Raw genomic sequence first — 12,343 nt, 5'->3', positions numbered from 1 at the left:
GCGCCGCACCTGCGGTGGCGGTCGATCGCCTGTGAAGTGGAGCATTCATGACCGAGGTTAGCATCGAGCGGCTGACCAAGACCTTCGGCAGCGCACGCGCGGTCGACGGCATCTCGATCCGCATCGCCGATGGCGAGTTCATTTCGCTGCTCGGTCCCTCAGGCTGCGGCAAGACGACGACGCTGAAGATGATCGCCGGCTTCGAGGAAGCGAGCGAAGGCGCCATCCGCTTCGACGGCAAGGACGTCATCAACGTGCCGGCCGAAAAACGCGACATCGGCATGGTGTTCCAGAACTATGCGCTGTTTCCGCATATGACGGTGGACCAGAACCTCGCTTTCGGGCTGGAGATGCGCAAGATCGCCAAGCCCGAAATGCGCAGCCGCATCGCCAAGGTGCTCGATATGGTGCAGCTCGGCGGATATTCCGAGCGCTATCCAAACCAGCTTTCCGGCGGCCAGCAGCAGCGCGTGGCGCTGGCGCGGGCACTGGTCATCGAGCCGAAGATCCTGCTGCTCGACGAGCCGCTCGCCAATCTCGACGCCAAGCTGCGCGAGGAAATGCGCGTCTTCATCCGCGACCTGCAACGGCGTGTCGGCATCACCACCGTCTATGTCACGCATGACCAGGCCGAGGCGATGACCATGTCGGACCGGGTCGTGGTCATGTTCGGCGGCCGCATTGCCCAGATCGGCGCGCCGTCCGACATCTATGAGCGTCCCGAAAACCTCGAAGTGGCGCAGTTTGTCGGCCAGGTGAACCTGGTCAAGGGCACGATCACCGGGGCGGCCGGACCCGGCAAGAGCCGCGTCGCGTCCGTCTTTGGTGACGTCGCCGTCGACAGCCGCGCGGACCACACTCCGGGAGCCGCGGTCATGCTGTCGCTTCGCCCGGAGGCGATCGAGCTCAAACCCGCTGGCCAGGGCGGAGCGCAAGGCAAGGTTACGGCGCGCTACTATTCCGGCAGCATCATCGATTACCGCGTCGCCCTCGATTCCGGAGAGATGCTGCACGTCCAGACCTTTCCGAACATTCGGATTGCCGAAGGCGACCACGTCAGCGTGCACGCGCCGGCGGATGGGTTCTGGCTGCTCGGGGCAGCAAAATGAGGGCGGCGCGCCGCAAGGGCCTTAGACCGCTGGTCCTGATCGCGCCGGCGGCGATGCTGCTGGGCATCTTTCTCATCCTGCCCTACCTCAACATCGTGGTGATGAGCTTTCGCATGCCGGGGCAAGGCACGCCTTACGGCCCGGGCTTCACGACAGGCAATTACACCAAGTTCTTCGCCGACAGTTTCTACCTGCACCAGGTCGCCAACACGCTGTGGATCGGCCTGCTCACCACCGCGATCTGCCTTGTCGTCGGCTTTCCCGTCGCCTGGCAATTGGCGCGCGGCACCATGCGCTTTCGCGCACTGGCCTACGGGCTGGTGCTGTCGCCGCTGCTGGTCGGCATCGTCATCCGCTCCTATGGCTGGACGATTCTTTTGGGCAATGCCGGCCTCATCAACCGCACGCTGACTGGCATGGGCCTCATCGATCGCCCCTTGCCGCTGATGTACAATGCGCTCGGCATCGTCATCGCGCTGGTCCATGTCTTCCTGCCCTTCATGATCCTGCCGATCATGGCGGGGATCCAGGGCGTCGATCCGTCGCTGGAATCGGCGGCGCGTTCGCTCGGTGCGTCGCGCTTCACTGCCTTCCGCCGCATCGTCCTGCCGCTGTGCACGCCAGGCATCCAGGCCGGCTGTATCCTCGTCTTCGTTTTGTCGCTCAGCGCCTATGTGACGCCGTCGCTGATCGGCGGCCTCAGGGTCAAGACCATGGCCGTCACCGTCGTCGATGCGCTGATTGATACGTTCCAGTGGCCATGGGGCTCGGCGCTGGCGCTCATGCTGTCCGTCACCGGCGCGCTCTGCGTCGTCATCTTCGCGCGGCTGACGCGCATGAAATGGAAGGTGGCGCGACCATGAAGCGGCCGGTGCTCACGCTCTACTGCCTGCTGGTCTACGCGTTTCTGCTGGCGCCCATCCTGGTCGTGGTCGGCGCTTCCTTCAATGCCGGCAATTTCCTGACGTTCCCGCCGCAGGGCCTGTCGCTGCGCTGGTATGTGACGTTCTTCCACAACGACGTGTTCATGCGCGCGATCCGAACCTCGCTGTGGGTGGCGGCGGTTGCCACCGTCATTTCCGGAACCATCGGCACCATGGCCGCGCTCTACTACGTCCAGCATGCCGGCCGCTGGAAGGAGACGGTGCGCGTCGCCATGCTGGCGCCGCTGCTGCTGCCGGAAGTGCTGACGGCGATCGCACTGCTGTTCTTCGTCTATGCGATCGGCATCGGCACCACGACCATGATCGGCATGGTCGCCGGCCATGTGCTGATCACGCTGCCCTTCGTCTTCATCAACGTCTCGGCCTCGCTGGAAAGCTTCGACCCGTCCTGGGACATGGCGGCGCGTTCGCTGGGCGCCGACCGCTTGACCCGCTTCCGCCGCATCATGCTGCCGCTGATCAAGCCCGGCGTCATCGGCGGCGCGCTGTTCGCCTTCATCATCTCCTTCGATACTTTCACCATCTCGTTCATGCTTAAGGGGATCGGGACGTCGACACTGCCGATCCAGCTGTTCGACTATCTGCGCACCAACTTCACGCCGGAAGCCGCAGCCGTCTCGACCGTATCGATCGTGCTGACGCTGGTGGTGGTGATCGTCTCGGAGAAAGTGCTGGGGCTGCGCATCCATCGCTTCTGAACTGATGCTTCGCTTATCATCTGCAACACACCGGCAGCGCTATGATCGCTCTGCTTTCAGCACCGAGACGGCCACTTCGCTGTTGTGGACATATTCATTGGCGTCCGGCTGCTTTTGCACGAGCAGGATGAACAGCAAGTCCGTCAGTGTCAGCTGCGCATCGCGTGCGGTGATGGACGAGGAACGTGCACGCTCTTCGTCGGCGATAGTGTAGAGACGGATGTCGGCGACGCGGCTCAACGGATTGTCATGCAGGCCGGTGACGGCGATCACCGTCGTGCCGCGCTTGCGGGCAAGTTCGGCCATCCGCAAGGTTTCGATGCTGGCACCGGAATAGGAGAGCGCGAACAGCACGTCGCCGGGTCCGAGCGTCGAGACATTGGCCATCTGCACATGGCTGTCGCTGTCGTGCAGCACATTACGGCCGAGCTTCATCAGCTTGTAGGAGAAATCGCGCGCCACCAGCGAGGAGGCACCGACACCGACCAGATGAATGCGACGCGCGCGGTCCAGCATTTCCAGCGCCCTGGAAATGATCCGCTCGCTGTTGGCGGCGACGGTCTGCTGCATCGACAGAAGCTTGCTGCCGGTCAGCTTCTTCAGGATGATCTGGAAGCTGTCGCCAACCTCGATCGAGCCGTGGATCACTCCAGCCGGCACTTGCCATTCCTGCGCCTTGGCCTCGCTGACGGCGAGCTTGAGTTCCTGATAGCTGACATAGCCCAGCTTCTGGCTGAACTTGACGACGCTCGACTGGCTGCGGCCGATCTCGGCCGCGAGAGCCGCCGTCGACAGGCGCAGCATCTGGTCCGGGTTGTCGATGATGAATTGCCCGATCTGGCGATCACCGGGCGCCATGGTTTCGAGCTTGGCCTCGATCTTCTTCAGGACGGACATGCGTTCCCTTGTCGCCAGTTGCAGGCAATGCCAAGCCAAGGAATAAATTATTCCGGACACGATTGACAGCCAGGAATGATCCATCGACTCTCGAAGTCGATGCGACCGGCCCAGACTCGGGCATGAAAGATCGCCTGCGAGCGCGTAAGCTCGTACACATATCAGGTCAGGTTCCAGAGCCATGGACAAATTGCGGATCGTCGGCGGACAGCGGCTGCTAGGCGCGGTGACCATCTCCGGCGCGAAGAACGCGGCTCTGCCACAGATAGCGGCAGCGCTGCTCAGCCCCTATCCGCTGGAGCTGACGAACCTGCCCGACGTGACCGATGTGGAAAATATGCTTGGCGTGGTGAGGCTGCACGGCGCCGAGATCACCAGATCAGCCCATGCCGCCACCATCGATACAAGTGCTGCCCTCTCGAAGGAGACGTCCTACGACACGGTCAGGCGCATGCGCGCGACGGTGCTTGTTCTCGGCCCGCTGCTTGCCCGCTTCGGGCATGCCAGGGTTTCGCTGCCCGGCGGATGCGCGATCGGCGCACGGCCGGTCGACATGCATGTCGCGGCGCTCGCCGCCCTTGGCGCCGACATTGCCATCGAGAACGGGCTGATCGTTGCGTCGGCGCCGGGCGGGTTGAGAGGCGCGCGCATCGTTTTGAGCTCGCCGTCGGTCGGAGCGACGGAGACCGCGATGATGGCCGCGACCGCGGCGAAGGGCGAGACCGAAATCCTCAATGCGGCGCGCGAACCGGAGGTGGCGGACCTCGCCGCCTGCCTGAACGCCATGGGCGCCCGGATCGAAGGTGCGGGCACGCACCGCATCCTGATCGAGGGCAGCAGCAATTGGCGTGCTGCCACGCACGACATCATCCCGGACCGGATCGAGGCCGGCACCTACGCTATTGCCGCGGCCATCACCGGTGGCCAGCTCGAGCTGACCCATGCGCGGCTCGAGCACATGGCATCGGTGGTGCAACTGCTCGAGGCCACCGGCGTGAAGGTCTGGCCCGGCGATCGCGGACTGATCGTGTCGAGGGACGGACCTCTGAGGGCGGTCGACGTGACGACGGAACCCTATCCTGGCTTTCCGACCGATCTCCAGGCGCAGTTCATGGCGCTGATGTGCTGTGCCGACGGCGCGTCGCTGTTGCGCGAGACGATCTTCGAGAACCGCTTCATGCATGTGCCCGAGCTGATGCGGCTCGGCGCCAACATCAAGCTGCAAGGGACCATGGCGCTGGTGCGCGGAGGCGAGAAGCTGAAAGGCGCGCAGGTGATGGCCACCGATCTGCGCGCTTCCGTCTCGCTGGTGCTGGCGGCGCTGGTCTGCGAAGGCGAGACAGTCATCAACCGCGTCTACCACCTCGACCGTGGCTATGAGCAGCTGGACCGCAAGCTCCGCCTATGCGGCGCCCGGATCGAGCGGATAAGCGGATGAGTGCCAGCGCGGCGTCTCCGCATTATTTCCTTGGCGTCGATGGCGGCGGAACCGGCTGCCGCGCCCGCATCGAAGACGAGGCGGGAACGGTGCTGGGGCAAGGCTTGGCCGGACCGGCAACAACGCGGCTCGGCTTCGACGCGGCCTGGGCCTCCGTCGCCAAAGCGTTTGGCGCGGCGATCGAGGAGGCGGGTTTCGGGGCGGCGGAGAGCGCCCGGATCCGGGCAGGAATTGGTCTCGCCGGCATCGGCCGCAAGGGCGCGCTGGAGGCGTTTCGGGCGATCGCACATCCCTTTGCCAGCATCGACTTCGTCAGCGACGGCGTCGGCGCCTGCCTTGGCGCGCATTCGGGCCAGGACGGCGCCATCGTCATCGCCGGCACCGGCTCGATCGGCATCGGTTTTGTCGACGGGCGCGAGCTGCGCGTCGGCGGCTATGGTTTTCCGATTTCCGACGAAGGCAGCGGCGCCGATCTTGGACTGAAGGCCGTGCAGCTCGCCTTGCGCGCCCATGACGGAAGACACGAGCGGACGGCATTGCTGAGCGAAGTCATGCAGCGCTTCAAGGACGACCCGATCGAGGCGGTCGCTTGGATGGACCGCGCCACAGCGACCGACTATGCGGCTTTCGCACCCATGGTGATCCGCCACGCCGACCAGGGAGATCCGGTCGGACGGCGCATCGTGCAAGGTGCGGCCGAGCAGGTCGATACTTTCGTGCGGGTGCTTTTCGAAAAAGGCGCGCCACGGGTGACGTTGCTTGGAGGGTTGTCCAGCCCGCTCGAGCCGTGGCTTGCTCCCGACGTCCGCCGGCGTCTGAAACCCGCCGACGGCGACGCGGTTTCAGGGGCCATCATCCTAGCCAAAAAGTCTCTTGGCGGGCGATAGCGTTCCAACATAGGAATATTATATTCCATCATCCGTTGACACTGAGAATATTCAATTCTAGAAAGTTAACAAAGCAGAAACCGGGACAGCCGACACGAAGCCAATGTCAACCGCTGGCACTGGTCGACGCTTGGCGCGGCATCAGATTACTTATTGCCGATGGCAAGAACTTTGAAAGCAAGCGGATGAGCGAACAAGGGTTGATGTCGGAGCTGGAGCGGTTGGTTTCCGAGGATCGGAACCCGAAGACGATGGATATCGACCTGCTGCCGACCATCGATATCCTGCGCAAGATCAATGATGAGGACAGAGGCGTTCCGGCCGCCGTCGAAAAGGTCATCCCGGAAATCGCCGCCGCCGTAGACCGGATCGTGGGTGCGTTCCAGAAAGGTGCGCGGCTTGTCTATATGGGTGCCGGCACGAGCGGCCGGCTGGGGGTCCTCGACGCTTCGGAGTGTCCGCCGACCTTCGGCGTGCCCGAGAGCATGGTGGTGGGCCTGATCGCAGGCGGCGCTGACGCGCTGGTGCGGTCCGCCGAGGGCGCGGAGGATGATCCAAAGCAGGGCATGAAGGCCCTGCAGGAGATCAATCTCACATCAGACGATGTGGTGGTCGGTGTCGCAGTCAGCGGGCGAACGCCCTATGTCATCGGCGGCTTGACCTATGCAAGGCAGGTGGGCGCGACGACCGTGGCGCTGTCCTGCAATCCCAGGTCGATCATCGCCGGCCTTGCCGACATCGCCATCTCTCCGCTTGTCGGCCCCGAGGTTCTCAGCGGCTCGACCCGGCTGAAGTCGGGAACGGCGCAAAAGCTCGTCCTCAACATGCTGACGACCGCCAGCATGATCCGCATCGGCAAGAGCTATCAGAACCTGATGGTGGACCTTAACCCTAGCAACAAGAAGCTCGTCGCCAGGGCCGTCCGGATCGTCATGCAGACGACCGGTTGCGCGGCGCAACAGGCACGACAAGCACTCGACCAGACCGACAATGACGTCAAGCTGGCGATACTGGTGACGATCACCGGCATGGGCGTCGAAGAGGCGCGCGAGGCGCTTGGCGCTGCCGGAGGGTTCCTGCGAAAGGCGATAGGCGAAAAGACGGTGTGAAGCCGCATGGATACTGGGCCGACAGACTGGGCCGACATTCTGGGGACGCGTGTCTCTTTGAAGCGGTCCGGGGAACTGCAAGGCATCGAGTTCGATCATAATGGGAGACGACGATGGTACAGCACCTTACCAAGAAACTGCTTTCCGGCATGACGCTACCTGGCATTGCCTTGGCGGCGATGCTCGGCATTGCGGCAGTCCCGGCGCAGGCGGATGCGGCGACGCTGCGTATGGCCTGGGCGCAGGACGCCACGGGGCTTGATCCGCACAAGCAGACGGCCTTTTCGTCACTGCGGCTGCTGGAGCTGATCTACGAACCGCTGGTGCGGCTCGACGCAAGTTTGCAGATCACGCCGGCCATCGCCGATTCCTGGCAGTTCTCGGCGGAAGGCAAGGAGCTGACCTTCAAGCTCAATCCGAAAGCAAAATTCCAGAACGGCGCGGCGGTGACGTCGGCCGATGTAAAGGCATCGTTCGAACGGATACTCGACGAGAAGACAAGTGCAGCCGCCCGCGCCAACTTCCTTTCGATCGCCAGCATCGATACGCCAGATTCGGCCACCGTCGTGTTTCACCTGTCGCAGCCGGATGTTCCGATTCTGACGGCGATGAGCGACATCAACGCAGCCATTGTCCCTGCCAGCGAAATCGCCGCCGGCTCGATCGGCACGACGACGATCGGCTCGGGTCCGTTCAAGCTCGAGAAATGGGATCCGAATTCCAAGGAAGTGCTTGTGGCCAACAAGGACTGGGCCGGTGGCGCGACCGGCGTCGACAGCATCGACATCTCGGTGCTTCCGGACGAGACGGCGATCCTGGCGGCGCTGCGCACCAAGCAGGTCGATTTCGCGCTGCTCAACGACCCGCTTGTCGCCACGCTGGTTCCAAAGGAAGCCAGCCTGCAATTGAACCGCGTGCCGGTTCTTGCCTATCACGTGCTGCAGCTCAATCCGTCACGCAAGCCGATGACCGAGCTCAAGGTGCGTCAAGCCATCTCTTGCGCCATCGACCGGCAGGAGGTGCTGGACACCGCCTCGCTTGGCGAAGGCAAGATCACCGGTCCGCTGACGATCCCTGCTCTGGCGACCGATCCGAACCAATTGTTCTGCTACACACGCGACGTCGAGAAGGCCAAGAAGCTGATGGCCGAGGCCGGCTATGCCGACGGCTTTTCGGCGAGCGTGATCGGCGCCACCGGCGAGCCGCCGACGGCGGCGGCCGAAGCCCAGGTCATCCAGTCGCAGCTCGCCGAAATCGGCGTCAAGCTCGACATCAAGATGATGGAGCTCAATGTCTATGTCGATACCTGGCTGAAGGGCGACTTCGACATGGCCATCGCCTTGAACGGCGGCAGGGCCGATCCCTACACGATGTACAATCGCTACTGGACCAAGGCCGGAAACTTGCAGAAGGTGGCGAACTATATCGACGACACGCTCGACGGACTGATGCAGAAGGGCCGCACCGAGACCGACCCGGCGGCACGCAAGGTGATCTTTGGCGATTTCGAGAAGCATATCACCGAGATGTCGCCCTGGATCTGGCTCTACACCTCGTACAGCTATACGGCCCAGCAGAAGAATGTCGGGGGATTCGTGCCCGTGCCAACAGGATCGCTGTTCAGCCTCGCCAAGGTAACGCTCCAGCAGTAACCATTTCCGGCTTCGGACCTATCGCCCGAGAGGTATTCTTCGCGTGAACTATCTGATGCGACGGCTGGCGACGTTTCCTCTCGTCCTGATTGGCGTCTCCGTTCTCGTTTTCGTGGCGATCCGGATGGTTCCGGGCGACTCGATCACGGCGATGCTGGGGACCGAAGCCGGCCTCCTTACGCCCGCGCAGCGTGATGCGCTTGCAGCCTATTTCGGCATCGACCAGCCCTGGTTCATCCAGTACTGGCGCTGGCTGCTCGGTCTCTTGCACGGCAATCTGGGCATCTCGGTCACCTATGGCAAGCCGGTCCTCGACGTTATCCTTGAGCGCTTCCCGCTTACGCTCGAACTCGCGCTGCTGGCGATGATCATCGCGCTTGCGGTCGGCATGCCGGCGGGGGTTTTCGCCGCCACGCACAATGAGAAGCTATCGGATCTCGGCGTGCGCGTGGTCGCGATGATCGGTCAGTCGACGCCGAATTTCGTTCTTGCCCTACTGATCATCTACACTCTGTCCGCCGGCTTTGGCGTGCTGCCGGCAATGGGCGCGTTTTCGCCCCTGTGGCAGGATCCGCTGCGCAATCTGGGCCAGCTGCTGCTGCCCGCGGTGACGCTTGGATTTGCCTTCGCGGCCTCGGTAACCCGCATTTCGCGGTCGGCCATGCTCGACGTGCTGAGCGACGACTATGTCAGGACGGCCCGCAGCAAGGGCGCCTCCAACCGCAGCGTCATCTGGCGCCACGCCCTGCCGAATGCGCTGATCCCAGTCGTCACGCTGAGCGGCATCGAGTTCGGCTACCTCCTGGGCGGCGCCGTCATCGTCGAGCAGATCTACGCGCTGCCGGGTCTCGGACGCATGGTCCTGGATGCGATCCTGCAGCGCGACTATGCGCTGGTGCAGGGAAGCGTCCTGTTCATCGCCTTCAACTTCATGATCGTCAACCTCCTGGTCGACCTCGCCTATGTCGCGCTCGATCCGCGCATCCGGCTGGGGGAGCGCTGATGCGTATTCTGCGCGCCATCTTCGCGCATACCAGCGGCCGGATCGGCGGCGCGATCGTCGCGCTCTATCTGCTGCTTGCGATCCTCGGAATGCTGGGACTGACGCCGCACAATCCGCTGATGCAGTATCGCGTCGACCGGCTGCATGCGCCCGACAGCGCCTACTGGATGGGCACGGACCTGTTCGGCCGCGATGTGGCAAGCCGGCTAATGACCGGGATCGGCCAATCCTTCACGGTGGCGTTCTTCTCGGTCGCTTTCGCAACGCTCGCCGGCACCGTTCTCGGGCTGGCGGCAGCGTGGTTCGGACGCCGCTGGGACGGCCTGCTGATGCGCATCATGGACGTGCTGCTGGCGTTCCCGGCGATCCTTCTGGCGCTGCTGATCGTCACGGTTGCAGGGCCGGGAACATGGACCAGCATCGTTGCCATCGCCATCGTCTACACGCCGATTTTCACGCGCGTCGTGCGCGGCCCTGCGCTGTCGCTCAAGGCGCGTGAATTCGTCGACGCCGCGCGCACTTTCGGCTCCAGCTCAAGCTACATCCTGACCCGGCATCTGCTGCTCAACCTGGTGGCGCCGTTGACCGTCCAGGTTACCCTGGCGCTGGCCTGGGCATTGTTGACGGAGGCCGGCTTGAGCTTCCTCGGCCTTGGCACACAGCCGCCCGCCGCGTCGCTCGGACTGATGCTGAGCGACAGCCGCAACCTCATGGAAACAGCCCCCTGGCTGATGATCTTCCCGGGGCTCGCCATCATGGTCAGCATCCTGGGCTTCAACCTGCTTGGCGATGCCTTGCGCGATATCCTCGATCCGAAGATGCGGAGGTCGATCGCGTGATCCCGCTTCTGTCCGTCACCGACCTGCACGTCGGCTTCGGCCGCAAGCCGCAAGCCAATGAGGTCGTTCGCGGCGTCAGTTTCGACCTCGCCGACGGCGAGACACTGGCAATTGTCGGCGAAAGCGGCTCGGGCAAGTCGGTCACCGCTCTGTCGATCAACCGTCTCGTCGACTATGGCGGCGGCCGCATCACCGGCGGCTCGATCAAGCTGAGACGGGCCGACAACAGCGTCTTCGACCTGTTGACGGCGACCGAGCCGCAACTGACAAATATCCGCGGCGCCGAGATCGGCATGATTTTCCAGGAGCCGATGACCTCGCTCAATCCGGTGCTGACCATCGGCACGCAGATCGAGGAATCGTTTCGCCTGCATCGCGGCCTGACCGGCCGGCAGGCTACGGCAGCGGCGAAGGATGCGCTCGATCGCGTGCGCATTCCGGATGCGGCGCGGCGGCTGGAATACACGCCGAACCAGCTGTCGGGCGGGATGCTGCAGCGCGTGATGATCGCCATGGCGCTCGCCTGCAATCCGCGCCTGCTCATAGCTGACGAGCCGACGACGGCGCTTGACGTGACGGTGCAGGCGCAGATCATGGCGCTGCTCGCCGAGCTCAAGCGGGAAACCGGCATGTCGATGATCTTCATCACGCACGACATCGGCCTGGTCGCCGGCATCGCCGACAAGATCATGGTGATGCAGGGCGGCGAGGCCGTCGAGCAGGGCGAGTTGAACCAGATACTCAACCATCCGCAGCACCCCTACACGCAGCATCTGCTGCACGCCGTGCCGCATTTCGCCAGCGGTCGCGCGACGCGCTCGGACGGGCGACGCGAACAGGACAAAGGCACCGAACCCGCGCTGAAGGTCGACGGCCTGGTGGTGCGGTTTCCGGTCAAATCAGGTTTCTTCGGCCGCGCCAGCGGCGCCGTGCATGCGGTCGACGGCGTCGATTTCGACCTGATGCCCGGCGAGACACTGGCCATCGTCGGCGAGAGCGGCTCCGGCAAATCCACCACCGCGCGCGCGATCCTGGGGCTTGTGCGGTCGACGCGCGGCACATTCTCGGCCGGCGCGCGGAAGGCTGCCGCCGAGCAGAGCGCCCTGCCAGTGCAGATGGTGTTCCAGAACCCCTACGCTTCGCTCAATCCCAGGCTCAGCATCGCCAGCATTCTGGCGGAACCGGTGATCGCCACCGGCCGTGTGAACGCGCAGACGCGGGAGAAAATGGCCGCGCTGCTGAAGCGCGTCGGCCTGCCGGAAAGTAGTCTTGAACGATACCCGCACGAATTCTCGGGCGGCCAACGGCAAAGACTGTGCATCGCCCGCGCGCTGATGCTCAATCCTTCCGTCGTCGTCCTGGACGAAGCGGTCTCCGCGCTCGATGTCTCGGTGCAGGCCAGGGTTCTGGAGCTGTTGGTCGACCTGCAGCGCGAGTTCGGGCTGGCCTATCTGTTCATTTCGCATGACATGGCTGTCGTCGAGCGGATCGCCCACCGCATCGCGGTCATCTATGCCGGCCAGATCGTCGAGATCGGCGACGCCACATCGGTGTTGTCGGAGCCGAAGCATTCCTACACGAAGAAGCTCATTGCGGCGGTTCCCACCATCGACCGGCGGCGCGAGCATTTCGAACTGGACACGCGCCAGGTCCCCTCGCTTGTGCGGCCGCTGGGATTTGAACCGGAGCCGGCGAGGTGGGATGAGTTCGGGCCGGATCACAGAGCGAGGGTGGAAGCGTGATGCATGTCGCCCAAAATTATCCAGA

General features: G+C 63.8%; 11 protein-coding genes. 10 read left to right on the top strand and 1 reads right to left on the bottom strand.

What is annotated here, in order from left to right:
* Positions 1–47 precede the first annotated feature (47 nt).
* From EOC94_RS07890 to EOC94_RS07880, 3 genes are read left to right on the top strand one after another with little or no spacing between them, the layout of a single operon-like run.
* Entirely contained in the window at positions 48–1,109 is a 1,062-nt protein-coding gene (locus EOC94_RS07890) for an ABC transporter ATP-binding protein (RefSeq protein WP_127289577.1), read from the top strand.
* Entirely contained in the window at positions 1,106–1,972 is an 867-nt protein-coding gene (locus tag EOC94_RS07885) for an ABC transporter permease (protein WP_127289575.1), read from the top strand. Before EOC94_RS07890 ends, EOC94_RS07885 begins: the two co-directional genes overlap by 4 nt.
* Positions 1,969–2,751, top strand: coding sequence for an ABC transporter permease (locus EOC94_RS07880; RefSeq protein ID WP_095484012.1), 783 nt, complete (start codon positions 1,969–1,971; stop codon positions 2,749–2,751). Before EOC94_RS07885 ends, EOC94_RS07880 begins: the two co-directional genes overlap by 4 nt.
* Before the next feature lie 39 nt (positions 2,752–2,790).
* Here EOC94_RS07880 and EOC94_RS07875 read toward each other — a convergent pair whose 3' ends face one another.
* Positions 2,791–3,648, bottom strand: a complete 858-nt coding sequence (locus tag EOC94_RS07875) for a MurR/RpiR family transcriptional regulator (protein ID WP_127289573.1) — start codon at positions 3,646–3,648, stop codon at positions 2,791–2,793.
* Positions 3,649–3,829: 181 nt separating this feature from the next.
* Between EOC94_RS07875 and murA the strand changes: the two genes are divergently transcribed.
* The 7 genes from murA to EOC94_RS07840 all read left to right on the top strand — a co-directional run bounded on the left by murA (position 3,830) and on the right by EOC94_RS07840 (position 12,318).
* The gene (murA, locus tag EOC94_RS07870; RefSeq protein ID WP_127289571.1) at positions 3,830–5,086 is read left to right on the top strand and encodes a UDP-N-acetylglucosamine 1-carboxyvinyltransferase; all 1,257 of its coding nucleotides are present in this window, start codon (positions 3,830–3,832) and stop codon (positions 5,084–5,086) included.
* Positions 5,083–5,973: an N-acetylglucosamine kinase gene (locus EOC94_RS07865; RefSeq protein ID WP_127289569.1), complete on the top strand. Its 891-nt coding sequence runs from the start codon at positions 5,083–5,085 to the stop codon at positions 5,971–5,973. Before murA ends, EOC94_RS07865 begins: the two co-directional genes overlap by 4 nt.
* 185 nt (positions 5,974–6,158) lie before the next feature.
* Positions 6,159–7,082 carry an N-acetylmuramic acid 6-phosphate etherase gene (gene murQ, locus EOC94_RS07860; protein WP_127289567.1) on the top strand — a complete coding sequence of 308 codons (924 nt, stop codon included), beginning with the start codon at positions 6,159–6,161 and terminating at the stop codon, positions 7,080–7,082.
* Between the two features lie 113 nt (positions 7,083–7,195).
* Positions 7,196–8,734: an ABC transporter substrate-binding protein gene (locus tag EOC94_RS07855; protein WP_127289565.1), complete on the top strand. Its 1,539-nt coding sequence runs from the start codon at positions 7,196–7,198 to the stop codon at positions 8,732–8,734.
* A gap of 43 nt (positions 8,735–8,777) precedes the next feature.
* Positions 8,778–9,737 (top strand): ABC transporter permease, encoded by a 960-nt coding sequence (locus tag EOC94_RS07850; RefSeq protein WP_126103425.1) that lies wholly within the window; start codon positions 8,778–8,780, stop codon positions 9,735–9,737.
* Positions 9,737–10,576, top strand: a complete 840-nt coding sequence (locus EOC94_RS07845; protein WP_127203650.1) for an ABC transporter permease — start codon at positions 9,737–9,739, stop codon at positions 10,574–10,576. Before EOC94_RS07850 ends, EOC94_RS07845 begins: the two co-directional genes overlap by 1 nt.
* Positions 10,573–12,318, top strand: a complete 1,746-nt coding sequence (locus EOC94_RS07840; RefSeq protein ID WP_127289563.1) for an ABC transporter ATP-binding protein — start codon at positions 10,573–10,575, stop codon at positions 12,316–12,318. Before EOC94_RS07845 ends, EOC94_RS07840 begins: the two co-directional genes overlap by 4 nt.
* The last annotated feature ends 25 nt before the right edge of the window (positions 12,319–12,343 follow it).

The sequence above is a fragment of the Mesorhizobium sp. M6A.T.Ce.TU.016.01.1.1 genome, from assembly GCF_003997065.1.
GTDB lineage: Bacteria > Pseudomonadota > Alphaproteobacteria > Rhizobiales > Rhizobiaceae > Mesorhizobium > Mesorhizobium mediterraneum.
This window is presented reverse-complemented; position numbering and strand designations above follow the sequence as displayed.